21 protein-coding genes, 1 tRNA gene and 1 pseudogene are annotated in these 24,286 nt (G+C 44.8%); 13 read left to right on the top strand and 10 right to left on the bottom strand.

Going from position 1 to position 24,286, the window contains the following annotated elements:
* The first annotated feature begins 5 nt into the window (after window positions 1-5).
* The 3 genes from prmC to GVY04_22440 all read left to right on the top strand — a co-directional run bounded on the left by prmC (window position 6) and on the right by GVY04_22440 (window position 3,029).
* Window positions 6-911 carry a peptide chain release factor N(5)-glutamine methyltransferase gene (gene prmC / locus GVY04_22450; protein NBD18788.1) on the top strand — a complete coding sequence of 302 codons (906 nt, stop codon included), beginning with the start codon at window positions 6-8 and terminating at the stop codon, window positions 909-911.
* Window positions 911-1,654 (top strand): hypothetical protein, encoded by a 744-nt coding sequence (locus GVY04_22445; GenBank protein ID NBD18787.1) that lies wholly within the window; start codon window positions 911-913, stop codon window positions 1,652-1,654. Before prmC ends, GVY04_22445 begins: the two co-directional genes overlap by 1 nt.
* A gap of 370 nt (window positions 1,655-2,024) precedes the next feature.
* Window positions 2,025-3,029, top strand: a complete 1,005-nt coding sequence (locus tag GVY04_22440) for a DnaJ domain-containing protein (protein ID NBD18786.1) — start codon at window positions 2,025-2,027, stop codon at window positions 3,027-3,029.
* A gap of 35 nt (window positions 3,030-3,064) precedes the next feature.
* Here the strand turns inward: GVY04_22440 and chlG are convergent, their stop codons facing one another.
* Both chlG and GVY04_22430 read right to left on the bottom strand, forming a co-directional pair.
* The gene (gene chlG, locus GVY04_22435) at window positions 3,065-4,063 is read right to left on the bottom strand and encodes a chlorophyll synthase ChlG (GenBank protein ID NBD18785.1); all 999 of its coding nucleotides are present in this window, start codon (window positions 4,061-4,063) and stop codon (window positions 3,065-3,067) included.
* A 97-nt stretch (window positions 4,064-4,160) separates the two neighbouring features.
* The gene (locus tag GVY04_22430; GenBank protein NBD18784.1) at window positions 4,161-4,985 is read right to left on the bottom strand and encodes a DUF3598 family protein; all 825 of its coding nucleotides are present in this window, start codon (window positions 4,983-4,985) and stop codon (window positions 4,161-4,163) included.
* A 162-nt stretch (window positions 4,986-5,147) separates the two neighbouring features.
* On the opposite strand from GVY04_22430, the gene GVY04_22425 reads away from it, so the two are divergent.
* The 8 genes from GVY04_22425 to GVY04_22390 all read left to right on the top strand — a co-directional run bounded on the left by GVY04_22425 (window position 5,148) and on the right by GVY04_22390 (window position 12,472).
* Window positions 5,148-5,528, top strand: a complete 381-nt coding sequence (locus GVY04_22425; protein ID NBD18783.1) for an aspartate 1-decarboxylase — start codon at window positions 5,148-5,150, stop codon at window positions 5,526-5,528.
* A gap of 2 nt (window positions 5,529-5,530) precedes the next feature.
* Window positions 5,531-6,910, top strand: coding sequence for a 23S rRNA (uracil(1939)-C(5))-methyltransferase RlmD (rlmD, locus tag GVY04_22420; GenBank protein ID NBD18782.1), 1,380 nt, complete (start codon window positions 5,531-5,533; stop codon window positions 6,908-6,910).
* Window positions 6,911-7,063: 153 nt separating this feature from the next.
* Complete coding sequence (locus GVY04_22415; GenBank protein ID NBD18781.1) at window positions 7,064-7,486, top strand: ATP-binding protein; 423 nt, start codon at window positions 7,064-7,066, stop codon at window positions 7,484-7,486.
* A gap of 93 nt (window positions 7,487-7,579) precedes the next feature.
* Entirely contained in the window at window positions 7,580-8,146 is a 567-nt protein-coding gene (locus GVY04_22410; protein ID NBD18780.1) for a CBS domain-containing protein, read from the top strand.
* Window positions 8,147-8,155: 9 nt separating this feature from the next.
* Window positions 8,156-8,839 carry a deoxyribose-phosphate aldolase gene (gene deoC / locus GVY04_22405; GenBank protein ID NBD18779.1) on the top strand — a complete coding sequence of 228 codons (684 nt, stop codon included), beginning with the start codon at window positions 8,156-8,158 and terminating at the stop codon, window positions 8,837-8,839.
* A gap of 43 nt (window positions 8,840-8,882) precedes the next feature.
* A complete protein-coding gene (gene recO, locus GVY04_22400; GenBank protein NBD18778.1) occupies window positions 8,883-9,686 on the top strand; it encodes a DNA repair protein RecO in 804 nt (267 codons plus the stop codon).
* A 134-nt stretch (window positions 9,687-9,820) separates the two neighbouring features.
* Window positions 9,821-11,188, top strand: coding sequence for an MFS transporter (locus tag GVY04_22395; GenBank protein NBD18777.1), 1,368 nt, complete (start codon window positions 9,821-9,823; stop codon window positions 11,186-11,188).
* 144 nt (window positions 11,189-11,332) lie between these two features.
* A complete protein-coding gene (locus GVY04_22390; GenBank protein ID NBD18776.1) occupies window positions 11,333-12,472 on the top strand; it encodes a glycosyltransferase in 1,140 nt (379 codons plus the stop codon).
* A gap of 4 nt (window positions 12,473-12,476) precedes the next feature.
* On the opposite strand, the gene GVY04_22385 is transcribed toward GVY04_22390, so the two are convergent.
* From GVY04_22385 to GVY04_22355, 7 genes and pseudogenes are all read right to left on the bottom strand, one after another.
* Window positions 12,477-12,998 carry a ComEA family DNA-binding protein gene (locus GVY04_22385; GenBank protein NBD18775.1) on the bottom strand — a complete coding sequence of 174 codons (522 nt, stop codon included), beginning with the start codon at window positions 12,996-12,998 and terminating at the stop codon, window positions 12,477-12,479.
* Window positions 12,999-13,001: 3 nt separating this feature from the next.
* Window positions 13,002-13,439 (bottom strand): NINE protein, encoded by a 438-nt coding sequence (locus GVY04_22380; GenBank protein ID NBD18774.1) that lies wholly within the window; start codon window positions 13,437-13,439, stop codon window positions 13,002-13,004.
* Window positions 13,440-13,655: 216 nt separating this feature from the next.
* On the bottom strand, window positions 13,656-15,269 hold the full coding sequence (murJ, locus tag GVY04_22375) for a murein biosynthesis integral membrane protein MurJ (protein NBD18773.1): 1,614 nt from the start codon (window positions 15,267-15,269) through the stop codon (window positions 13,656-13,658).
* Window positions 15,270-15,735: 466 nt separating this feature from the next.
* Window positions 15,736-17,124: pseudogene (locus tag GVY04_22370) on the bottom strand (hypothetical protein).
* Between the two features lie 323 nt (window positions 17,125-17,447).
* Window positions 17,448-19,103: an iron uptake porin gene (locus tag GVY04_22365; GenBank protein NBD18772.1), complete on the bottom strand. Its 1,656-nt coding sequence runs from the start codon at window positions 19,101-19,103 to the stop codon at window positions 17,448-17,450.
* A 392-nt stretch (window positions 19,104-19,495) separates the two neighbouring features.
* Window positions 19,496-19,568 (bottom strand) — tRNA-Glu (locus tag GVY04_22360).
* A 95-nt stretch (window positions 19,569-19,663) separates the two neighbouring features.
* Window positions 19,664-20,206: an NYN domain-containing protein gene (locus GVY04_22355; protein ID NBD18771.1), complete on the bottom strand. Its 543-nt coding sequence runs from the start codon at window positions 20,204-20,206 to the stop codon at window positions 19,664-19,666.
* Between the two features lie 148 nt (window positions 20,207-20,354).
* Here GVY04_22355 and GVY04_22350 point away from each other — a divergent pair, with 148 nt between their 5' ends.
* Both GVY04_22350 and GVY04_22345 read left to right on the top strand, forming a co-directional pair.
* Complete coding sequence (locus GVY04_22350; protein ID NBD18770.1) at window positions 20,355-20,591, top strand: 50S ribosomal protein L28; 237 nt, start codon at window positions 20,355-20,357, stop codon at window positions 20,589-20,591.
* 323 nt (window positions 20,592-20,914) lie between these two features.
* Window positions 20,915-22,483 (top strand): rhomboid family intramembrane serine protease, encoded by a 1,569-nt coding sequence (locus GVY04_22345; protein ID NBD18769.1) that lies wholly within the window; start codon window positions 20,915-20,917, stop codon window positions 22,481-22,483.
* A 450-nt stretch (window positions 22,484-22,933) separates the two neighbouring features.
* On the opposite strand, the gene GVY04_22340 is transcribed toward GVY04_22345, so the two are convergent.
* Window positions 22,934-24,118 carry a transposase gene (locus GVY04_22340; GenBank protein NBD18768.1) on the bottom strand — a complete coding sequence of 395 codons (1,185 nt, stop codon included), beginning with the start codon at window positions 24,116-24,118 and terminating at the stop codon, window positions 22,934-22,936.
* Window positions 24,119-24,286 lie beyond the last annotated feature (168 nt).

Here is a 24,286-nt window from a genome sequence, read left to right as displayed (position 1 = left end):
AGCCTATGGTTTCTGGTCAAGAGTTAGCTTTTTGGCGAGAAGAAAGTTGCCAAGCCGCGATCGCGCGAGGGATTCCTCCCCAAGAAGTGGATTGGTTATTACAGAGCATCGCAGGGTTAAGCCCCCTCAGTTTACGCTTAGAAAGCTATAAAACTGATCTCGAAATTGCCCTGCGGGTTCCATTTTCACAATTAAAACAACTCTGGGAAAAACGGCTTCAAGACCGAGTTCCGGTTCAATATCTCGTCGGGGAAACGCCTTGGCGAGATTTAACCTTGAAAGTCTCGCCGGCAGTGCTGATTCCGCGACCGGAAACGGAAATGATAGTCGAACTGGCACTCGAGTATGGACGCGATCAGTTTTATACTGGACATTGGGTGGATTTAGGAACGGGCAGTGGCGCGATCGCGCTTGCTTTAGCCAAAGCCCTACCGGAGGCGAAAATTCACGCCGTTGATAGCAGCCCAGAAGCCTTAGCCATTGCCAAAGAAAATGCTTACCTTTTAGGGCTGACAAATCAAATTGAATTCTATCAAGGATCTTGGTTTTCTCCCCTCCAACACCTACAAGGTGAAATCAGTGTCATGGTATCCAATCCTCCCTACATTCCGACTGCCACCTTAGGGGAACTGCAACCGGAAGTGAGACAGCACGAACCAATGGCCGCTCTCAATGGAGGAGAAGATGGGTTAGTAGCAATTCGTCACTTAATTCAAACTGCCCCGCAATTTCTCCTTGACGGGGGTCTCTGGCTCATTGAAATGGAAGCAAGACAAGCCGATACCGTCAAGGAATTACTGGAGAAGAACGGTTATTATCACCCCATTACGATCCACAAAGACTTAGCGGGAATTGAACGATTTGCACGAGCCGATGTGAGGAAATTGCCTTCAGACGATTATGATGGATGATGGCTAGTCGTCTTCGTAAAGCTCAAATGGATAACCTGAATTCCCCCTCTACCAATCAAATTCCTGAGTTGCAAGAAAAGCTATTTTCCCAACCGGGGAAAAAACAACTTCCTATTATCTCAGAACTGGCAAATGCAGGAGAAGTTGGTTTAGAGGTTTTAATGACCTTTTTAGAAAAAGAAGGGACCAATCTTACCCCTGCTGTGGGAGAAGCATATCTTGAGTTGTATGGGGCTCAGTTACCCAAAACAGAAGCATTTTTACAAGAGAAGTTCCCGAAAGGGGTGGTTCCCCTCAATAGTGAGCGTAATATTGACTACTCACCCTTACAAGTCGCATTAGCCCAACGAGATTTTCAGGAAGCCGATCGACTAACGTTAACCAAACGCTGCGAGTTAGCTGGTGAACAAGCGATGCAACGGAAATGGATTTATTTTACTGAAGTGGAGAACTTTCCCAGTACTGACTTAAAAACCATGGATCAGTTGTGGTATGTTCACTCCCAAGGGAAATTTGGCTTTTCTGTACAGCGTAAAATTTGGCTTTCTCTTGGACAAGACTTCCCGAAACTCTGGACAAAAATTGGTTGGAAAAAAGGAAATCTTTGGACACGCTACCCCAATGAGTTTATCTGGGATCTCAGCGCACCCTTAGGACATCTTCCCCTCTCTAACCAGTTGCGAGGAGTCCGTGAGTTTGCCTCCTTAATGAATCATCCGGCTTGGCAAGGGAATGAATCATGAGGGGGAGAGTAGGAGACTCTGCAATCGCTGCCGCGCGATCGCGCGCAAACTATTCTAAACTAGGCGTTAACGTCTCTAATCGATACAATGACTCCGAGTCAGCGTATCTCGTTTCCGTTGTGGAGGATAGTCTGCCACTGGTTTGGCTTCGGTAAATAAGGTTTCTGTTTCCTCTGGGGTGAACCATTACAGGACTACCAGGATTGGGAGTGTAATCTGAGGCGGGAATTGCCAATTGACCCGATAGCAAAAACCGAACTTCCCTCCCGTTGCGACTTTGCTACGCTATACGTGAGACAATACGTGCTTTATCTTTAATCACTATCTTAGAATTTAACGGCCAGTCGTCACGCTGAGGAGAGAGGAGCTTATGGCAAAAACTGATTTCAAGGACTATTATTCCATCTTAGGCGTCAGCAAAAACGCTAGCGATAGCGACATTAAAAAAGCCTATCGTAAACTCGCCCTGAAATATCACCCGGATCGGAATCCAGATGATAAAGAAGCGGAAAATCGTTTCAAAGAAGTGAACGAAGCCTACGAAGTGCTATCTGATCCGGAAAATCGCAAAAAATACGATCAATTTGGTCAGTATTGGCAACAGGCGGATCAATTCCAACAACGGGGTGGTGGCACTCGCACTCGTACCACTGGCTTTGGGACAGATATGGGTGGCTTTGACTTTAGCCAGTATGGTAGTTTTGAAGAATTTATTGATGAACTTCTCGGACGCTTTAACACCTCCGGCGGTGGACGGACACGCTACAAATATCAAACTTCACCCGGTGGTACTGGCTTCACTGACTTTGGCAGTGGTTTTGGGGGCAGCACCAGCGTCGGCGCCGATACCGAAGCAACGATTCGCCTCACTTTTAGTGAAGCATTCCGCGGTGTGCAAAAACGCTTGAGTGTCGGCAATGAAGTGATTAATGTTCGTATTCCCGGTGGCGCAAAACCAGGAAGTCGCATTCGCGTTCCTGGGAAAGGAAAAGCCAGTCCCTACGGTCAACCCAGAGGGGATTTGTACCTCAATGTTGAACTCCAACCCCATTCCTTTTTCCGCTTTGAAGATGACCACCTGATTTGTGAAGTACCGATTACCCCAGATGAAGCGGTTCTCGGGGGAGAGATTGAAGTGCCAACCCCTGATGGAAAAGTTTCGATGAAAGTGCCGGCTGGAATTCGTTCGGGACAATCGCTTAGACTACGGGGAAAAGGCTGGACCAAACCGAAAGGAGAACGGGGCGATTTATTGGTCCGAGTGAATATTACCATTCCTAAAAATATTAGTCAGACTGAACGGGAGTTGTACGAGAAAATTCGCGCCAACCGGAAAGAAGATCCTCGAAAAGATATCAAACACGTCCGGTTATAAGACAAGGGGGGATAAACCCCTTGCCATAAAAAAAACTAAATTCCCGAGTGTCCCAGTGCTAAGCCAGTGACTAACATACCAAGAACTAGAAAGGGTTGGGCACTTGCTTGATATTTGACATCATTTTCTAAGGGGGAGCGTAGAAAATACATATCTTGGAAGGTAATTTGGGGAATGACCAGCAAGATTAAAATGGTGGCATAGAGATTTTCGTGAATGCTCATCAGGTAACCGGCAATTCCGACTTGGAACAGATCAATCATCAAAACACTAATCCACGCTGCACCTCCTACACCAAACATGACAGGAAGCGACTTTAACCCCAAAGCGCGATCGCCTTCAACACTCTTGAAATCATTCACCACGGCAATGCCAAGACCCGCCATACTGTAGATGAGGGTGAGAATAATAATCGTCCAGTTTAAATCGCCAAAAAGCGAATGTCCCGCCCACCAGGGTAACGCGATATAACTGGCGCCAAGGGCATAGTTGCCTAACCAACCATTTTGCTTCAGTTTTAAGGGCGGTGCCGAGTAAATGAAGGCGAGAAAGGTCCCAATGAGGGTAATGATGGTAATTTTGGGATAAGCATTTCCACCCCATTGATCTAAGGCAAACGCGATCGCGATCCCTGCCCCTAAAAGGACCAGAATTTGCGTGACAACCTGCGGAACCGAAATTGCCCCCGAGGGAATCGGACGATAGGGTTCATTAATCGCATCAATCTCACGATCATAAAAATCGTTCAGGGTTTGGGTATAACCGGTCATCAAAGGACCAGAAAGCAACATACAAGTAACAACCTTGACCAAGTCTTCCACTTGCCAATGGAAATTCCCAGAGGAAGCCGCCCCACAAACCACACCCCAAATCAGGGGAATCCAGGTAATGGGTTTCATCAGTTGCAGGCGAATTTTCCAAACGGAGGTTTCTCCGGTAGCCGCCCCTTTCATCCCTAACATTTGGCGGGTTTTTCCAGATCGGTTTTCTTGTTGTTCTTGTTCTGGTGTTTCAGAAGAGGTGGATTCAGACATATCACTTCAAGTTTTGTTAGCTTTTCTTCCATCATCTTAGCGATGGCAGCAAGATCGATAATTAATACCGGTTTGCCCTTTTCCCCGATCTCAACCGCTAATTGCTTTTTGTTTCCACAATCAAGGTTAAACTCACCCAAGTGCCTCGTTCATCGTAGCGACGCAGCAAACGTTGACGGTGGTTGGCATCGACTAACCATCCCGCTTCCAAGAAAAAAGGCTGGCGATTTTCCAGCTTCAGAGGGGTTGTACAGGATGCCCCGCCAGGTAAGAATAATACTTGTCTGGTTTGCGCTCCTTCGGTAAATAGTAAACCGTGATCAGTTATCGTTGCCGAGGAAGTGAATTCCCACTGTTCTGTTTTTAGGGTTTGCTGTAAGCGATTGCCTTGTTGGGTAATGCGAAGTTGCGTTCTGTAAGTTTCTCTCGGTCTTAAATCAGGATATAAGGTGATGGCTTCCCCGTGCCACTCTCCGAGAAGTTGCTCAACCTTTAAATGTGGAGAAGGTTCGATGGTTACGCCTTGACGATGTTCTCGAATTAAAGTGATCGTGCTGAGTTGGCTTTGTTTGTCATAGAGGGGAACCAGTCGCAAACGACGGTCTTGGTCTAAAAAGCCTAATTCTGCCCCAAATTCGCTAAAGGGGGAAAACTGGCTAGATCCCACAGAAAACGCCCCATTTTCAAAAACCAGGGTGTTGCGGTTGAGACTTTGATACTCCATTGTCTGCTGAGAGGTGGGTTCTCCCCCCAATGCTGAGAATTTTTCAATGGTTTGCCGCACCGTTTGCTGTTCGTTTAACCCTTCTAAAGCAACGAGACTAGGCGTATCTTCGATGATTTCACCTTGGGGAGACAGACGGGTAAATGATCCCTCCCAAGTCCCAAGATGAGTGAGTAAATTCTTCCATTGTTGAGTCATATTGCTTCGTCGTTCGTCATTGGTCATTCGTCATTTGTTATAGCGTTTTTTGATTCCTTGCAGGAGAGTCGTAAGCAAACCACTGTCATGACCCAATAGCAAAACAAGTTAGGATCAATATAAAATAAAAGACTGAGCGTAATTGAGGTAAGAGCTTTCCCTATGCAGCGGACGTTTCTTCTGGGAAAAATTCATAATTGTCGAGTCACCGATAGTAACTTGAACTATATGGGGAGTATCGGCATTGATCAAGGGTTATTAGATGCAGCGGGAATTGAACCTCACGAACAAGTTCAGGTGCTCAATATTACCACCGGTGCGCGATTAACAACCTACGCGATCGCGCTGGAAGCCAATTCCGGTAGAATTGAACTGAATGGGGCCGCTGCCCGTTATGCAGAAATTGGTGATCGTTTGATTATCCTCACCTACGGTTTACTCACTCCCGAAGAAATTCAACATCATCACCCGCAAATTGTCTTTGTGGATGAACACAACCACCCCCTTGATCCCCTATTGGCGCAATCTAGCGTTTGGGTTTAATGATGACCAATCCAAAACAATGGCAACAGGGCAGTTTACTTGAAGTTGAAATTACCGATCTCAGCGATCGCGCTGATGGGGTTGGACGTTGGCAAGGGCGGGTTGTCTTTGTTCCTGATACGGTGACTGGAGACCGCGTCTTAGTTCGTCTCGTTCGGGTGAAACCTCAATACGCCTACGGTCAAGTGCAAAAATTACTCACGCCCTCTCCCCATCGCATTCGCCCGCACTGCATTGTGGCGGATAAGTGTGGCGGCTGTCAGTGGCAACATATTGATTTAGCTTATCAGCAGCAAGCCAAACAACAGGTTATTTTAGACGCCCTCCAACGGATTGGAGGCTTTCCAGATCCACCCATCGCTCCCATTTTAAGCAGTTCCAGTCGTCTCAATTATCGGAACAAAGTTACCTATCCCCTACAACGTTCAGCACAAGGAAACGTCCAAGCTGGATATTACCGCAAAGGATCCCATAAACTGGTTAATCTCAACCAATGTCCGGTGCAAGATTCCCGCTTAGACCCTTTTTTAGCCCAAATTAAGCAAGATATTCAAGAACAAGGGTGGGGCATTTATAACGAAGAGAGAGGAACCGGGAAACTGCGCCATTTAGCCCTGAGAATCGGTCGCAGAACCGGACAAGTCTTATTAACCCTCATTACGACCGACTGGAATTTAGAAGGGATTGAAAAACAAGCCCAAACTTGGTTGCATCAGTATCCGGAGTTAGTGGGCGTTTGTCTCAATCAAAATTCGCAACGGAATAACATTATTTTTGGCAAAGAAACCCGCTGCCTTGCTGGCAAAGGAGAAATTGAAGAGGAATTTGCTGGATTAACCTTCTTTTTGAGTCCTAATACCTTTTTTCAAGTCAATACAGAAACTGCTGAAGCCCTCTGTTCTCTCATTTTAGATAAATTCGCTCTCACTGGTACCGAAACGATTGTTGATGCTTATTGTGGCGTCGGTACCTTTACCCTGCCTTTTGCCCGTCAAGCCAAAGCCGTGATTGGCATTGAAGCCCAAGCCAGCGCGATCGCGCAAGGAGAACGCAATGCCCAGCGCAATCAAATTGAGAATGTAACGTTTCATGTCGGAAAAGTGGAGACAATTCTCCCCCAATTAGAAATTACTCCCGATTTAGTTTTCCTGGATCCGCCCCGAAAAGGCTGCGATCGCGCGGTTTTAGAAACACTCAGTACCATTCAACCGCCACGACTGGTGTATCTCAGTTGTCGTCCGGCAACCCTCGCCCGCGACTTAAAGGAACTAACTAGCGCTGGCTACACCCTCACCCTTGTCCAACCGGCAGACTTCTTTCCTCAAACTGCTCATGTCGAATGTGCCGTTTTTTTACAACGGGGAAATCCCCCAAAGCAATAGAGGGGTTTTACCCTTGTCAAAATTCTGATATAATAAAAGAGAAAATTCCAATAAAAAATCTATCAGCTTTTATCAGCTGAAGCAGAATTTTTTACTTAATTCTTCCTAATTAATCCCTTCATTAATGGTTTAAAAAAAGTGAGGTAATAGCGTGTGATTGCATTATCACCCCGTCCAACAAAATGCAACTGGGGGACTGTCAGTTTTGCCTCAACTCTCTATCTCTGTCCTATTTTAGACCTCCTGGTGGCAAAAGTTCCCCAAGATTGGCAAGCAGAAATTCGGTTAGGATTGCAAGAAGCGTTAGTCAATGCAGCGAAACACGGGAATCAACTCGATCCAGGCAAAACGGTCATTGTCCAGTATGCCATTATGACAACCTCTTGTACTTGGTTGATTAGTGATAATGGGGCTGGCTTTGTTCCTCAATGTGGTTGTCAAGAAGATCCCTATAGTTTCCTGCCGGATGAAAACTCAGAAAATGGTCGCGGCTTGTGTCTTTTGTATCATATCTTTGACCAAGTAGAGTGGAACCCAGAAGGAACGGCATTAAAATTAACCAAAAATCGCTGTTGATTATTCCTAGTTCCAAAAACTAAAAAAAGGAACTAAAAAATGGTAAAGTGAGCACGATATTACTTGCCAGAATTACTGAGGAGAGTGCATCTCATGATGATGAAAGCAAAAGACATTATGACCGAAGAGGTGGTCAAAATTAAAGGGTCAGCAACCATTGCCGCAGCCGTAGCCCTAATGAAAGAGAAGAAGATTCGCTGCTTGATTGTGGATCGCCGTCGGGAGGGGGATGCCTATGGCATCATTACGGAGACGGATATCGTGAAGCAGGTGACAGCTTACGGGAAAGATCCCCAGGAGGTGAGAGTCTATGAAATTATGACTAAACCTTGTGTTGTGGTGAATCCCGACTTAGGAGTGGAATATGTTGCCCGATTATTTAGCCAAGTTAACATCCATCATGCGCCAGTCATTCAAGAAGAATTGTTAGGCTTGATTTCAACATCCGATATTCTGAGAAAAAGCGACTTTGTGGAAAAGCCGAAGGAGAAAATATTAGCAGAAGAAATTGAAAACGCGATCGCGAAAGCCCGTCAAACTTGTGAAATTAAAGGGAGAACTTCACCAGAATGTGCGGTCGCTTGGGATGTAGTGGAAGAGCTGCAAGCGGAAGCCGCTCACCAAAAAGCCGAAAAAATGGAGAAGATCTCTCGAGGCTAAAAAATTGTTATGGATCACGATCTTGATATTGCCCGCATGATTGATCATGCACTGCTAAACCCGGCGGCAACAACCGAGGAGGTGAAGCGGTGTTGTAACGAAGCGTGGCAGCATAATTTTCCAACGGTTTGTGTTTATCCCAGTGCGGTACGAGACGCAACAGAATTCCTACATGGCAAAGCCCCACAAGTGTGTACCGTGATTGGCTTTCCCACCGGCGCAACCACAACTGCGACTAAATGCTACGAAGCCGCAGAAGCCGTAGAAAATGGCGCAACGGAACTGGATGTGGTGATTAATTTGGGATGGTTGAAAGGGGGATCGCCCGAGCGGGTGAATCGAGAAATTGCCGAAATCTGTGAAGAAACCGGTGTCGTCATCAAAGCAATTATTGAAACCGGGTTGTTAACCCAGCAAGAAAAGCAATTAGCCGTCGAAGTCTGTTTAGATGCTGGGGTAACCTTTATCAAAACCAATACCGGTTGGTTTGGGGGCGCAACAGTGGCCGATGTCGAATTGATTCGGGAGATTACGCGCGGGCAAGTGGGAATTAAAGCTTCAGGGGGGATTCGGACGCTAGAAAACGCGATCGCGCTCATTGATGCGGGTGCGAATCGTTTAGGCACCTCTCGCGGTTTACAACTGATCCAGCAACAAGAGAAAATCAGTTATAGAGAGGATGCGGACACTTAGGCATTCCCTGCTATGGTGAGAGTTGGTGTCTTACAAGCCAAGCATGAGTAAAACTTATCAAGCAACAGGCATCAACCTAAAAGGAATGCCCTTTGGCGAGCGCGATCGACTGCTGACGATTTTGACCGCAGAATACGGTCTGATTCGAGCCGTTGCGGGAGGAGCGCGTAAGTATCAGTCTCGGTTGCGGGGACGGAGCGAATTATTTGTCGTCAACCAATTATTCCTGGTGAAAGGACGTTCTTCCCTCTATCGCCTCACCCAAGCGGAAACGGTGTGTACTTACCCGAAGCTGAGTCAGCATTTGGGTAAACTTGCCATTAGTCAGTATCTTGCTGAAATTGTTCTTTGTTTTGCTCTGAGCGATCAACCGCAAAATGAACTATTTACCCTTTTACAAGAACATTTACATCGCATTGAACAGTGTGCGGTTTCGGCAGATGCGTTTCCCGAAACCCTCTTCCCCCTACTGAACCAAGGAATTTTTCATCTTTTATCTTTAGCTGGTATTGCCCCTCAAGTTCATCACTGTTGTCTGAGTCAACGTCCACTCAATATAGAAGAGAACAACCCTCATTGGCAAGTTGGCTTTAGCTACCAAGCTGGGGGCATTGTCTTGCAGCGGGAAGAACCGGTTAATGATCTCCTTGGTAGTGGAGAATTAAAAGTATTACAACACTTATCACAATCCACCCTTCCCTCGGGTTTCTCCGCAGAAATCGCTCATTTAAAAACGATTGAAAAATTGTTACGAAACTATACAGAATATCATTTTCACCGTTCCATCCGATCTGCCAGTTTGGTGGACACCCTTAACAATGAACAATTCACAATGAACAATTACTAATGAAACCTTTTGACGTTGCCAACAAAGCAGTTTCTTATTTGTCATTCTCTTAGCTTCCTGACCTCAGGGGGAAACCTAATCCAATTCCACATAACAACAATGAACGAATAACGAAATAACCCAGAACAAGTTTAATGAAACTATCCGAACAAGAACAAACGAATTCGACAACACAAACCACCGATATTAATGCTCAAACCCCTGCTGAAGAAAATACACAGGGCTTTCTTCCCGTCCTCAAAAATTACCGCTTTTTAACCCTCTGGAGTGGGCAAATCTTTTCCCAACTGGCGGATAAGGTTTATCTGGTGTTGATGATTAGTCTTATTGCCAGTCACTTCCAACGGGCTGACCAGACGATTAGCGGTTGGGTATCGGCGATTATGATTGCCTTTACCATTCCAGCCGTTCTGTTTGGTTCCCTAGCTGGCGTCTATGTTGATCGCTGGTCGAAAAAAGGGGTTTTAGTGGGAACAAACCTCGTGCGAGGGCTTCTGGTCTGGTCGGTACCAGCGCTACTGTATTTAACTGAAGATCTGTCCCCCTGGTTTAATTTACCCGTCGGTTTCTGGGGACTGTTAATCGTTACTTTCTTAGTTTCGACCCTGACCCAGTTTTTTGCCCCAGCAGAACAAACGGCAATTCCCTTATTAGTTCAGCGTAAAAATCTCCTGCCAGCTAACTCCCTTTATACGACCACGATGATGGCTTCCGTGATTATTGGTTTTGCGGTGGGAGAACCCTTATTACAGTTGACGGAAACCTTTGCCCACTGGCTAGGACTGACTTGGGATTTTAGTAAAGAGATTGTTGTCGGTGCCGGTTACGCGATCGCGGGACTGCTTCTCATTCCCCTGAATCCGAAAGAAACCATTCACACGAACGACGAACGACCCCATGTTTTTCAAGATATCTGGGATGGCGTGCAATACTTACGCCAAAATCATCGCGTTCGCAATGCCATGGTGCAATTAATTATTTTGTTCTGTGTGTTTGCCGCGTTAGCCGTATTAGCAGTGCGCTTAGCCGAAACCCTACCTAACTTAGAATCAGATCAATTCGGCTTTATTTTAGCAGCAGCCGGGGTGGGCATGGCAATTGGCGCTGCATTCCTTGGTAATTGGGGACAAGCCCTCTCTAGGGCGCAATTGGGCTTATGGGGCTCATTTGGTATGGCAAGCGCTTTAGCTGGCTTAGCCTTTTTTACCGGCGATGTCACTGCGGCGTTTATTATGACCGCACTCTTGGGCTTTTTCGCTTCTTTAGTTGGGATTCCCATGCAAACGACCATTCAAGAAGAAACTCCTGAAAACAAACGGGGAAAAGTTTTTGGCTTGCAGAATAATGCTGTTAATATTGCTTTGAGTTTACCCTTAGCGCTAGCGAGTGTTGCCGAAACCATCTTTGGTTTAGAAACGGTTTTATTGAGTTTAGCCGGAATCGCGATCGCAGGAGGACTCTTAACTTGGTATATTTCTCAGGAGAAGACCAGTAACCATTAACAAGTGGTTATTGGTCGAGGCGTTTTCTCAAACGTTTTCTTCCTCTTGGCGAGTGGTCACTGATCAACATTGGCTGGATAATCTTGCAGCCCACTTTTTGATCACTGTCCACTGCCCGTTATTCATTGTTGAGTTTTTAGTTGCATGCACATCGCCTGGTTGGGAAAAAAATCACCATTTTGTGGGAATGTCACCTACAGTCGCAATATTACTCATGCCTTGCTAGAACGGGGGTACGAGGTTAGTTTTTTCCATTTTGCCCAAGAGGAAAAGACATCCGATAATTGGCCCCACTGTCAGGAGGTTCTTTTACCCTTTATTTATAAATCTCAGGTGTACACCATTCCCACTTTAGGCTCAACGAATATGCTGCGGCGATCGCTGCAAGATTTGAAACCCGATCTCGTCCATGCTTCTCTTACGCTTTCTCCCCTCGACTTCCGCCTCCCAGAAATTTGCAAAGAGCTGAATCTTCCTCTTGTCGCGACGTTTCACCCCCCTTTTGATAGCAAACTGCGCAATCTCAAATCCAGCACGCAATTCCTTACTTATCAACTCTACGCCCCTTTTTTAGCTCATTATGATGGGGTAATTATTTTTTCTCGCATTCAACGGGATTTATTAATGCGCTTAGGGGTTCCCGAAGAAAAATTAGCTGTGATTCCCAATGGGGTTGATGAAAACAAGTATTCCCCGGGAGAATCAGATTTTAAGGCTCATTTTGGGGCAGAACGTTTATTTATCTATCAGGGGCGCGTCTCTGCCGAAAAAAATGTTGAATCTTTGCTCCGGGCTTGGAAATACTGTCGTTTGGGCAATGAATCGAAATTGGTAATTGTGGGTGACGGACCGCTAGTGAGTTCTCTGAAACCGTTTTATAATAAACGTCACGGCGTTATTTGGCTCGGCTTTGTTGCTGATGAAGAAAAACGCATTGAAATTTTGAGAGCGGCGGATGTATTTATTCTGCCCTCTCTAGTTGAAGGATTATCGTTATCGTTATTGGAAGGGATGGCGTGCGGCATTGCTTGTGTTGCCACTGATGCGGGGGCTGATGGCGAGGTTTTAGAAGAAGGGGCTGGTGTGGTTTTAAGTACGAATCGGGTGACCCCGCAACTGAAAACGTTGTTGCCGTTGCTACAAGATCACCCCGAGTTAACAAAAGTATTAGGGGAGAAAGCGCGAGCGAGAGTGCTTGATCGATATACGCTCAACTGCAACATTACGGAGTTAGAATCCTTGTATCAGCAAGCGGTGCGGGCTAAATCGATGCAAATGATGTAAGCATTCAGAACCGCAGATAATGCATTAGCTGCGAGGTTAACTGTGCTTCTAAACCTAGGCGCTGATGAAAATCCGCTACATTACGATAACTACCATGATTGAGGCGATTAACAACCACTTTTTCGGCTAAGGCTTGATCAAAGAAAGGGAGCGTTGCTAGCTCCTCAGCAGTTGCCATATTAATATTAACCCGTGTGGGGGTGAGGAGACTTTCGGGATCAGCAAAGGTAAAACTGAGGATGGGTGCAAAAGGTTGCAGCCGTTGCACAGGAAGATTTAAAGCAGCTGCAAGATCTTCAATGGCGTAGAATTGCACGCCACTGGCGGTTAATGCAGTGAGGGTTTGCGCTTGACGAATGGAAAACCCAGGAAGACGTAACCAATCATCCACCATTGCTGAATTGACTTCAATTTTAATGTTGAGTTGTGCCGCGATCGCGATTTCTTCCAAAGACTGAAACCGATAATACGGATCGTTTTTAATTTTGCTTCGTAACCACAAAAAACGCGGATTGAGCGATATCATAGCTTACTTATTAATCCGATTCACGAGTTGACGACGCTGCTTTTCAAATTCATACTCTGAGAGTAGCCCTTCTTCTCGTAACTGATCTAATCGTTGAATGGCATTAGCCGTTTCCTCGACTAGGTTGGGAGAGAAATTTTGCTGACCATCGCTTCTGAATGAGGAAGCCACATGCTGATTGAAACGTTGCTGAAAACGATCTTCTGACTGCATAAAATACCAAATTCCTTCTAGCAAACTGGCAACTTGCGCGAGTCCAAAAAAAGACAAAATCCCCATTTCTGTCATTGGCGGGGTCAAGATCACCGACAGCAATAAATAAGTTAATCCCCACCAGGGTTGTCCCAAATAAAATTTATGCAGCCCAGAGAGTGGCGTAATTGCACTCACCATTGCCAACATCACTGCTAACTTCTGACTTTTTTCTTGCGCTAAGAACATTGATAAACCTGTCTAATCATTCCTTGAGTTGTTACTTAGCTACGCCGCCAATAAAAGGGCAATTGATATGATCAATGCGCCTGAGTTGAAAATAATTAGGACAAACGCTTTCTTTCTCCTTAGAAATTAACGATCCCCAGTCCGATCAAAGCCTTGCCTTTCTATCTTATCCTACCTGCCATCGCACTCGATTGGCTTGCTCCAGCTCGATTTTGATTATTTCCTAAGCTTGTTTTTAAGACGAGTGGTGAGAAGGGTTAGTTCGGGTAAGCGTAACAAACTGGCGATGCTAAAAAAGATGATTAAGGCAATGGTTGAAGGAAGGATGATTTGTCCCATTTCTAACAAAAGATTGCCATGTCCCAGCCATTGTTGCCAAATCTGACTGCTTCCCCAACTTCCCATTCCTGCTAAGAGAGTTGCCCCAATCAAAATGGAAAGAATTTTTCCCCACTGCAATAAAGGGAGTCCATTTAATCTCTGGTTGAGCGCCCATAACATAATTCCCATCGAAGTAATATTGACACCAATTGTGGCAAGAATTAAGCCGGGAGTTTGGAAGAGATTAACGAATAAATAGTCCAAGATGACATTCAGCAAAATATTAAAAATACTAATTCGGAATGGGGTTTGTCCATCACCCAGGGCATAAAAAACCCGCACCAAAACATCTCTTCCTAAATAAAAAAACATTCCTAAGCCATAGGCAACTAAAACGGGAGCAACCACTTCTAATGCCGTGTTATCGAAAGCATAGCGTTGATAAATAAAGCGTACAACCGGAAAAGCAAGGGTCATTAAAATAGCCGTGAGGGGAAGCATGGTTAAAGCAGATAGTAATAATCCTTGACGGATTCTTGTTTTTAATTCCCCCCAATTTTCTGGAGCAGCTAACCGTGAAAAAACTGGTAACATTGGCACTAAAATCATGTTAGAAATAATGCCTAATGGGGTTAAAGCAATGAGATTCGCATATTTCATTGCGGCAGCTGCATTATTAATATAAGACGCAAAAAATAAGTCGGTATAAACATTAATATGGAGCATCCCCGAAGAAAGCGTTGCCGGTGCCATCACGCTTAACACCTCTCTGACGCCCGGATGGGAAAACTGAAAACGCAGCCTAAATTTTCCTAAGCCCGATCGCGCTTGGGCATAGAGTTGAATTAACCACTGTAAAACAGCCCCAAGTAAGGTTCCTCCGGCTAAAACCATGCCCCCTAATCGCGCGTACTCAGGGTTGAGTAAATCATTGCCTAAAAACAGCGCTAACCCTCCTAAACCGGCAATGACAGCTAAGCTGGAAAAAAGCGGGCTAATCCCCGGTAGCCAGTATTGATCGGACGCATTGAGGGTGCCAAAACCAATGCCAATGAGTCCCGCTAAAACGGCCATCGGTGCCATAATTTGCAGTTGCTGAATCGCAATGGAACGGACAGCGTCTCCATTCGGAGTTCCCGTTAGCCCTGGGGCAACTAAATCAATTAAAAAGGGAGCAAATACCACCAACACAATAGCGACGAACAGTAAAATCCCACTGACTAAAGTGGTGACGGTTTCTACTAAAGGGGCGGCTTCTGATTTATCGCGCCGGGATAAAACACTGACCAAGGCACTGTGAAAGGGCCCATTAATGCCTCCTAACAGAATTAATAAAAACCCCGGAATAATATAAGCATAGGCATAGGCATTGACCACTGGACCAACGCCAAATGCAGCAGCAATGACTTGTTCTCGCACTAAACCAAAAATTTTACTAATCAGTGTCGCGATCGCGACAATACCAGCAATATTGGCTAGTGAACGATGAGAGGTAGGTTTTCCTGACACAATGAAGTTCCTAAAGCGAAAGGGGGAAATCGTGACTACAGATTGATGGTGGAGAGGAGGAGAGGGGTTCAAGAAAGTTTTCGGGGATAGGGAATCGGGGTTAGGGATTCAGTAACGCCAAGGTTCCCTAGCACCCAATCCCGGTCTGATTTTCCAGCTGATTGTCACCCTGTGAGGATGATTACTGTCCGATGGTTTTCTTGTGTTCAACAACTGTTTCGTCAGACGGGGTTTCTGCTGCTTCGGTTTCTTCAGTGACAGCGCGATCGTCTTTCATTTCTTCTTCAGATTCAGTGACTGTTTCCGGTTCTTCAACAGAGGAGGGCTGAGAAGAGGTTTCTGATTCTGTTTGGTTCTCTTCCATTACTGTTTCCGGTTCACTCGGAGTTTCCTCTTCCGTGACAGCTTCAGGAGTAGTTTCTTCAGCCGGGGTTTCCGGTGCTTGTTCTTCGGTTACTGCTTCGGGTTCACTAGGGGCTTCCTCTTCGGCTTCCGGTTCAGTCGGAATTTCCTCTCCTGTCATTTCCTCTTCAGTTTGGGGTTCAGGAGTAGTTTCTTCAGCAGGCGTTTCCGGTACTTGTTCTTCGGTTACTGCTTCGGGTTCACTAGGGGCTTCCTCTTCCGCTTCGCTAGCCGTTTCTTCAGCCGGGGTTTCCGGTGCTTGTTCTTCGGTTACTGCTTCGGGTTCACTGGGGGCTTCCTCTTCCACTTCCGGTTCAATGGGAGTTTCCTCTCCTGTCATTTCTTCTTCCGCTTCAGTTTCAGGAGTGGTTCCTTCGACAGGCGTTTCCGGTGCTTGTTCTTCCGTTACCGCTTCACTGGGCGTTTCTTCTTCGGCTTCAGCTGGGGCTTCCTCTTCGGGAGTGGTTTCTTCTGGTGTAACTTCTTCTTCCTCAACCTCTGGTTCAGGAACTTGATACTCAGCATCAACAATCACGCGGGCTTCTGCTGCGGTTAATTCTCCCCGGACTAATTTAGAAAGGGTATCTTCTCCCTGGGGTTGATAAGTAAACAGTCTCGCCGCCGTATTAAAAGCGTTATCAATCCGATTGCCATCCCCATCAAGGAGTTCGAGCTTAATCCAGTTTTGTCCGACTTGAAACCCTTCCAAGTAAATCGGCAGCCAGTTATCCATAATAAAGCTTTCGCCGTTGATCGTAGCGCGGACTCGCCAGTCTCTTTGTGCAGCCGGGTTAATGGCAGCACCATCTTCTTCACCGAGCCGGATCGGAGCATTAGTGAGATAATAATCCAATAAAATCGGTTCTGCACCATAAGTACCTTTTGGGCGACTATAGGTTAATAAAGGTTCCTCTGGATCAGGTGCATTGTCTCCAGTTTCTGTAAATAAGTGAAAGGTTACTTGCGCGTATGCCCCTTCATTTTTAAAACTTTCATGCCATGGGCGAGAGGCAAACATCCGAATGGTATGGGTTCCGGGAGTAAGATCTTCAAAGACAATCGGTTCTTCAGCCGTATAGACGGCACGATAGGGTTGGTTATCTAAAATGACATGAAGATGGGGTCCCATGCCCAATTCTTCATTTTTAAAGAGTGGATAATCTTTAACATCAACTTGGATACTCACGCGAGTATCTTCAATCACTTCCCCATTGGTTGGGCTAAGAATCGACACTTGCGGTTGATAGTTATCAATGGTTTGTCTTAATTCTTCAAAAATGGCGGGTGGGGCAACTTCACTGAGAACTGCTTTTGGGGGGGGAACCTCTTCCGCTTCTTCGGTTTGAGCGGTTTCTTTCCCGCCGCAACTAATCAGTCCGATACTTAATAAGCAAATTAGAAAACTACAGCAAGCCAGTTTTGCCCATTGACGGATTTTAGTTTGACTAAACACGATTTTATATTTCCTTAGTATGTCTTTTCTGTGCTTCACTGTATCAGAATTAGTCCCTTTGTCCTTGGTCATTAGTCCTTCGTCTTTGGTACGAATGACTAACTTCGACTAGTGGGCGATCAATTTTGTCTTGAGGGATGAGTGTGCTGATCTTGTCCCCCTTGTCCCACCTCAATCCATCATTTCAAAGTTGACAGAGTACTAGAGTCATAACCAGTGACAGCATAAAATCCCACGACCTTTTGAAGTAGGATGAGTAAAAAAAACCCCTCCCCGTTTGGAGAGAGGCTTTTTGTATTGTTAGAAATAGCTTCGTTTAGCGTTTAGAAGGAGAAGCTAGTGCGGAGAACGCCGACATAAACGGTATCGTTATCTTCATCACGGTTAGGGTTGAAGACAGCGAAGAAACCAGGGGTAATGGAGATGTTGTCGCTTAGGGGGAAGTCGTAGGAAATTTCACCAATGTAAGTGCGGTCTTCTTCATCATCTGCAAGAATGTCGCCGATACCCCCCTCAACGTCACTAAAGAAAGTAGGACTTGCAAAAGCCAGACCGAGCTTACTTCCTTCTTTTCCTAAATCAAAGAAGGCAACATTAGCGCCAAAATTCCAACCATCAGCTTCAACGTCAGCATCGATATCATTAGCTTCAGCGTCTAAGTCAACGTAAGTTGCCCACCCGCCAATTTCGGTGCGAGATCCTAAACGAATGGCACCGCGAGCACCAACTGCGTTTTGAGTAATATCGGCACTATCGATATCACCATCACCATCAAGGTCACCGATATTAGTACCATCTTGACCGCGGGTATAACCCACACCAATGTCAAAATTATCCCCAGCATAGTTAAGGTTAGCGGCTGCCACATAGTCTTGGAACAGACCGACCTCAAAGTCAGTTGCCGAGTCATCGGGGTCAACGGTGTAACCAACGCCAAAAGAGAGTCGGTCAGTTAAGGCAATGTTTGTACTAATACCTGCCCCGTCTTCATCTACGAAGCCAATCGTACCATCAAGCGTTGCGATATCATCTTGAGTAAAGTCATTAATTTCACCGCCGCTACCGAAGTTATACTCAAAGGTTTCATCGGGATCCATATCGTTGGCGCCAATGGCAATCTGAACCTTGTCACCAAGGGGGAAGGTATAGATTAAGTCTTCGAGTTCAAAACTGCCACCGGTATTTTCTGAATTGTCTAAAGCAGCATCATTAGTACCTGTAGATTGAACCACAAAGTCACCGTTGGAACCAAAATCAGCAGCTTGGAAGCTCACTTTTAATTCATCGCGACCGGTGAAGCTGGCATTAAAGTCGAGAACCGCATCGTAGAGAAAGCTGACGTTGCTGTCAACCTCATCCTCACTCTCTAAATCTACTCCACCTGTACCCACAGTAAGATTTAAGTCATCGCCAAAGGCAACCGTGTTCATAAAGACCACCGAACCATTTAATTTGGTGGTTGTGGAGAATTGATTATCTTCTAAGAAGCCGACGCGACCTTCTAGGTTATCAACGCGAGTCCCCAGAGTAGCCAGTTCCGCTTCAAATTCTTGCATTAAGCGTTCTAGGGCAGCTAAATCTTCGGCGCTGACTTGGCCTTGGTTCGCTGCGATGAGACGCTCAATTTGTTGTAAACAGGCGTTTAAACCAGCCGCAAATTCATAACGAGTGAGTGCGCGATCGCCGCGATAAGTCCCATCGGGATAACCGGCGATACAACCGTAGCGTTCTACCAAGTTACGGAGTGCTTCAAATGCCCAATCTCCAGGGGAAACATCACGAAGCTGGAAAACGCTATTAACTTGGTTCAAGGAATCATTGCTTCCTTGATTGTTGTATTCATCAATTTGCTGTAACAGTTCTTGTTCAGAATTGCCTGCACTTTGAGCAAATACGGGCCCCGCTTGGGCAGCAATAAAAGATGCACCTAATAAGATGGGAGCAGCTTTGAATAAATGAGTTAGCTTAATATTTGACATCATAACCTCACACCAAAATTTTTAGACCATATGGATTTAGATCCTCTAACATTTCTGATTTTAGAGCAAATTGCTAGAGAAGATCAATATTAAGTGACTTGTCATTAAGGAGAAGTAATATTGCTCAATGTCTTATAATGTGAGGGTTTCATCCATTTTGCCTTTTGAATACCTAGTCCACTTGTTTGATTGTCACAAGTCTGTTTTTTCTTTATTTGATCCCTTTAAAGTCGTGTCTTTCCCTAAATACTTAAATAATAATTTCTTAATAATAAGAATTAATTAGGGTCTGCTGAACCAAGTTATAGGCTTCGACGTGAGACTTAGGAGTAGGATGAGTTAAGCAATCACAAAAAAAGAGCACTAGTCGATGCTAGCGCTCTTTTCTACAGTACCCCCAAGGGAATTCGAATCCCTGTCGCCTCCGTGAAAGGGAGGTGTCCTAGGCCTCTAGACGATGGGGGCTCGTTGTTCAGTCCTTTAATAATCTAACGTAGCTTTTGGGGACTGTCAACATTTCTCCGCCAAAAATTTCAAATTGTCTCAGGAAAGCAGGCGTGCTAGGAACCATGACGCAGCTTTGACAACTGCTTCTGTGCTTTCGGATCCAGGGCATTGACTAAAAAACGCCCTTGCGGTTTTTGGCGCGATCGCTGCTTAGTTTTCGTCTTACGTCTCGCCCAGGTGACATCATTCGCCAGTTGTTGGGCAGAGAGCCATTCTGCACCATATCCGGAAACCGTCAGCTGTTGGGCGCGATCTGAAGTCGCAACAATCAACCGCTGCTGCGCCACTCTGCCTTGACGGGAATTGGTGGCACAAAATTTTTCAATATAGGTATCGGCAGTTTCTTTATAAGCGGTATAGTAAACTGACAGATACGCTGTCAGCGTTTCACGAAACTTGGGGGTACTCTGGAAATGAGCATCAAAAACGACTTGCGTGTGATAGCCTTTGCTTGCAGTATAGTTAATTAAAGTATCCACAAGCCGATCGCGGGCTGCTTCTAAATCGCGATCGCGCAGGGACTTGAGTTCGGACCAAGCCCCGATGATGTTATAGCCATCGACTAATAGAACGGGAGAAGCGGTAGGAAAAGACATGATTCTGCATCAAATTCATATATAAAGGACAAGAGTTGGTGAAATAGATCATCGTTATGTCCACAATGATAATCTGAATTGCATTAACCTGTCTCTATCTTTTTGCTTGGTATGATGGAGAACGGATTCTTTTTTGGAGAAATTGTTTATGAGTCGTCGATGTCAATTGACAGGAAAAAGAGCAAACAACGCCTTTGCGATTTCACACTCTCACCGCCGAACGAAAAAGCTACAAAATGCTAACTTGCAAACCAAGCGGGTTTGGTGGCCAGAAGGAAACCGTTGGGTCAAACTCACTCTTTCCACAAAAGCCATTAAAACCTTGCAAAAGAAGGGCTTGCAAAAAATGGCAAATGAAATGGGAATTAACCTTAATAAGTTTTAAGCAACTACCACCCCAAAATGACCTGCTCTTAGGACAAAATAGACTTAACCGCAGGTCATTTGATTTAATTTAAGGCTTGAGTCATATAATTCTGATGGTCTCTCCAATTCCGTGACCAATGGCTAGTCCTTCCTGTAACTGCATATCACAGTCAAATTCGTCACTCGAATAAATCGATTTCTTATCAGTATTGGGACAATTGAGGGTTGATCCAATTTCCAGAGAAGCTCTTATTTCTTTTGTAAGCGATCTAACCCTCTAAAACTGATCGTTATGATAATGATTGTAGTTACTGATTTTCATGCCTAAAAATCAAATATTGGATGGACTTAAATACAATTTTGCGCCTCTTAGTGATTATTTCCTGTTGTTCTTTAATTGTCCGAGTCATAAGTTCCCGTAGGAATTGGGGATGGTTAGGAGTCGCAACTGGTATTCTTGCTGTCATTATTGCTTCTTCATTTTTTGCCCCTGAACGATCAGGTATTATCGGCGGCATTTTCTGGTTAATTTTGGTTTTAATGCCGATTCTGGGGTTAAGACAAGTTAATTATTTGATTTACCAAGAAAAGTTTCAAAGCGCCAGACAGTTAGCGTCTTTTTTATCTTTGCTACATCCGGGAGATGGCTGGCAACAACAACCGCAATTTTTACGAGCATTAGAATTAACGAAAAAAGGAGAATTAAAAAGAGCACAAGCCCTTTTAGATCGATATTTGCAAAACTCAAATCATGATTTTCAGCATACTGCGCAAGCGATCCAGTTTCGGCTTGAAGCCCGTTGGCAAGAGTGTTTAGAGTGGTTGCAAACGGAAGTTTCGGAGTTTCGGCTATGGCAAAACTCAACGTTAGCCACCATTTATTGCAGAACCTTAGGAGAAGTGGGTGATTTAAATGGTTTAATTTGGGCCTTTACGTTTCATCAGGACCAACTCCAACAATTGGGGGGGTCGATGGCTGTGAATTTAGCGCGTTTATATGTTTTTGCTTTTGCTGGAGAGGTTAAAGCAGTCCGGCAACTCTTTGCTTCAACTTTAAAAATTTACCCTAAAAATGTACAGGAGTTTTGGCTAGCAACCGCAGAAATGGCAGCGGGAAATCAGGAAGTTGGACAAACGATATTATTCAATATTCAAAAAAAAGATCTGGCTTTAGAGGCAGCAATTGCATTTCGTTTGACTGAACCTTGTCCGGAAGCCAACTCCATTTTAAGGGCTGATTCCTTGCAGATGATTGCAGCGATTAAAAAAGATCTACAACACGAACTCAATTATGGGGGTGCAATTAGTTTAACTCCCACCAAAGCCAACACCACCTATAGTTTAATTTTGATCAATATCCTGGTCTTTATTTGGGAAATTAATCAAGGCGGGAGTCAAAATTTAGAAACCCTTTACCAATTAGGCGCAGCAGTTCCCAACGCCATCATTTCGGGAGAACCGTGGCGAATTTTGACCGCTAATTTTCTTCATTATGGTTGGATTCACTTAGCCAGTAATCTTTTGGGATTATGGATTCTTGGTCCTTATGTGGAATTTTATGTGGGATGGATTCGCTATTTAATCATCTATTTTATGAGTGGTATCAGTGCCATTTCTGTATTTACAGCAGTTGCATTAAAAATGGGGCAAGGCGATGAATTATTAGTGGGGGCTTCTGCGGCAATTATGGGGTTAATGGGGGCAACTTTTATCATTTTATGGCGAGGATGGCAACAAGACAAATCAAAAATTGCTCAAGACCGATTACGGTTAGTGATGCTCATTATTGGTTTACAAGTTGTTTTTGATCTGAGTGTCGCAAATGTCAGTTTCTTAGGTCATTTCTTTGGTTTGATTTTTGGCATTGTAATGACTCGCATCCTCTTATTTTTTACTGATCAAAAAGCATAGAAAACTGCTTGCGATCAAAATGAGTTTCTCCACTCCAAACCAGAACTTTGAGGGACTCCAACCACATTTACTTACAAGATTTTTTCGGAGAACCGGGCGATACGTATTGAGATTCAATCACACTAAATCAGCATCATATCAAGGCGCGATCGCTGCCTTGATTAGGAATTTTATCGGTTTTCGCGAGTCCGGCTGACACTCATTGATTCTCCTATGCCACACTGCAGCGTCCCGCTTTGGCTTGAGTCAACCTTAACGCCAAAGAGGTTTCCACCCCCGGTCTCCCGAAGGGAGAATTGGCATCGCCTTAGCTTTTTCTTCCAGAATATAAAATTTCAGTACCACGCAGAATGAGATGAGTTGACTCAGACATTTTTCCGTAAGTTCTACATTGAACCTCATCCCGTCAAATCAAGGATTATGACGGGAGATTCCCATTTAGACTCTTACCTAGACCGTAGTCCCCGGCAGACCGTCATCACTGGGCTGTTTCACCACGGGCGCACCGACCGCAGTTAATCCACGTTTCATTACCACTTCAGCAGCGGCTACGTCTCTATCTTGCTCAGATCCACACTCTGGACAGACATGAAGGCGTTGGCTCAAATCCTTTTTCCCTGTATTGACTCCACAGTGGGGACACACTTGAGAAGTGTAATCTTTATTCACTTTGGCAAAGTACGTATCGCTTTGAGAGCAGACATACTCCAGAATGGTGAAGAACTGACCGAGACCCATATCTAAGGACTGCTTACAGAACCTTCCTCGACTCCAAGCTGTGAAGTTGATGTCCTCGACAAATATCAGGCCTGCATCAACACAAAGTTGATGAGCCAGTTTGAAGTGGTAATCTTTACGCTTGTTAGCTACTTTTTCATGCAGCAAAGCAATCCTTTTTTGTAGCTTAAGGTATTTATTAGAACCACGTTTCTTGTTACGTAATTTTCTTTGCAGTAATTGAATCTTGCGCAGAACGTTATCAAGAAACACTGGTCGCTTTACCGTTAAGCCATCAGAAGTGGCTAGCATACTTTGAATCCCAACATCAACACCTATAGCATGACCATGAGGTTGAGGTATTGGGACATCAACCTCAAGTTCAAGAGCTAAGTTAGCGTAGTAGCCAGACGCTTTCTTGACTATTTGAACTTGCTTAATTTTGAATCCTTCTGGAATCTCCCGTGATTTGACAAACCTGACTTCTTTAAGCAAAGGTAGTTTAATCTTATTTCCGTTAACCTCAAATTTTTTAGCCAACAAGTTAAAAGACTTCATTCGCTTCTTAAAGCGAGGGAAACCACACCCTTTTGCTTTCATGTCATTAAAAGCGCGGTCAAGTTTTCTTAATGTCTGCTGCATCGCTATTGCATTTCCAGATTTAAGAAAATCATTGGTCTTTTTAGCCTGAGTTAGGTTAGCTGATTGAGTATGGTAGGTAGGATATTCAAACGGTGGAACAATAGATTCAGACTTGATCGAACACGCATTAACTGGGCAACTACGGCTGTTAGACCAGAGCTTTCTTTCCGCTAAGGCATAATTCCAAACTGATTTGCAAACAGCTAAGTTGTGTTCAATTTTGTCTATTTGCTCTTTAGTTGGAATGATTTTGTAGTTGTAAGTTAAATTCAGCATTCAACCAAATTTATGTGATTAAAATCATTATAGCATCAATCCTACAAAATGCAAAAGCAAATTGTAGATGTCCTGATTCATCTGCCCGTTAAGCTCTTCACGTCGCTATAACGGGAGTCCTCTCAGGACGTTAGGATAGAAAAGTATTCAACAAGAACAGCTTATAAT

Source organism: Cyanobacteria bacterium GSL.Bin1 (genome assembly GCA_009909085.1).
Taxonomy (GTDB): domain Bacteria; phylum Cyanobacteriota; class Cyanobacteriia; order Cyanobacteriales; family Rubidibacteraceae; genus Halothece.
This window is presented reverse-complemented; position numbering and strand designations above follow the sequence as displayed.

What these genes read in the sequence shown, in the direction of transcription:
- recO (NBD18778.1), top strand. Translation starts at nt 8,883, where the DNA reads ATGAGTAAAACTTATCAAGCAACAGGCATCAACCTAAAAGGAATGCCC.
- GVY04_22445 (NBD18787.1), top strand. Translation starts at nt 911, where the DNA reads ATGGCTAGTCGTCTTCGTAAAGCTCAAATGGATAACCTGAATTCCCCC.
- GVY04_22425 (NBD18783.1), top strand. Translation starts at nt 5,148, where the DNA reads ATGCAGCGGACGTTTCTTCTGGGAAAAATTCATAATTGTCGAGTCACC.
- GVY04_22350 (NBD18770.1), top strand. Translation starts at nt 20,355, where the DNA reads ATGAGTCGTCGATGTCAATTGACAGGAAAAAGAGCAAACAACGCCTTT.
- GVY04_22430 (NBD18784.1), bottom strand. Translation starts at nt 4,985, where the DNA reads ATGACTCAACAATGGAAGAATTTACTCACTCATCTTGGGACTTGGGAG.
- prmC (NBD18788.1), top strand. Translation starts at nt 6, where the DNA reads ATGGTTTCTGGTCAAGAGTTAGCTTTTTGGCGAGAAGAAAGTTGCCAA.
- GVY04_22365 (NBD18772.1), bottom strand. Translation starts at nt 19,103, where the DNA reads ATGTCAAATATTAAGCTAACTCATTTATTCAAAGCTGCTCCCATCTTA.
- GVY04_22380 (NBD18774.1), bottom strand. Translation starts at nt 13,439, where the DNA reads ATGTTCTTAGCGCAAGAAAAAAGTCAGAAGTTAGCAGTGATGTTGGCA.
- GVY04_22340 (NBD18768.1), bottom strand. Translation starts at nt 24,118, where the DNA reads ATGCTGAATTTAACTTACAACTACAAAATCATTCCAACTAAAGAGCAA.
- rlmD (NBD18782.1), top strand. Translation starts at nt 5,531, where the DNA reads ATGACCAATCCAAAACAATGGCAACAGGGCAGTTTACTTGAAGTTGAA.
- deoC (NBD18779.1), top strand. Translation starts at nt 8,156, where the DNA reads ATGGATCACGATCTTGATATTGCCCGCATGATTGATCATGCACTGCTA.
- GVY04_22390 (NBD18776.1), top strand. Translation starts at nt 11,333, where the DNA reads ATGCACATCGCCTGGTTGGGAAAAAAATCACCATTTTGTGGGAATGTC.
- GVY04_22345 (NBD18769.1), top strand. Translation starts at nt 20,915, where the DNA reads ATGGACTTAAATACAATTTTGCGCCTCTTAGTGATTATTTCCTGTTGT.
- GVY04_22410 (NBD18780.1), top strand. Translation starts at nt 7,580, where the DNA reads ATGATGATGAAAGCAAAAGACATTATGACCGAAGAGGTGGTCAAAATT.
- GVY04_22395 (NBD18777.1), top strand. Translation starts at nt 9,821, where the DNA reads ATGAAACTATCCGAACAAGAACAAACGAATTCGACAACACAAACCACC.
- GVY04_22440 (NBD18786.1), top strand. Translation starts at nt 2,025, where the DNA reads ATGGCAAAAACTGATTTCAAGGACTATTATTCCATCTTAGGCGTCAGC.
- GVY04_22355 (NBD18771.1), bottom strand. Translation starts at nt 20,206, where the DNA reads ATGTCTTTTCCTACCGCTTCTCCCGTTCTATTAGTCGATGGCTATAAC.
- chlG (NBD18785.1), bottom strand. Translation starts at nt 4,063, where the DNA reads ATGTCTGAATCCACCTCTTCTGAAACACCAGAACAAGAACAACAAGAA.
- GVY04_22385 (NBD18775.1), bottom strand. Translation starts at nt 12,998, where the DNA reads ATGATATCGCTCAATCCGCGTTTTTTGTGGTTACGAAGCAAAATTAAA.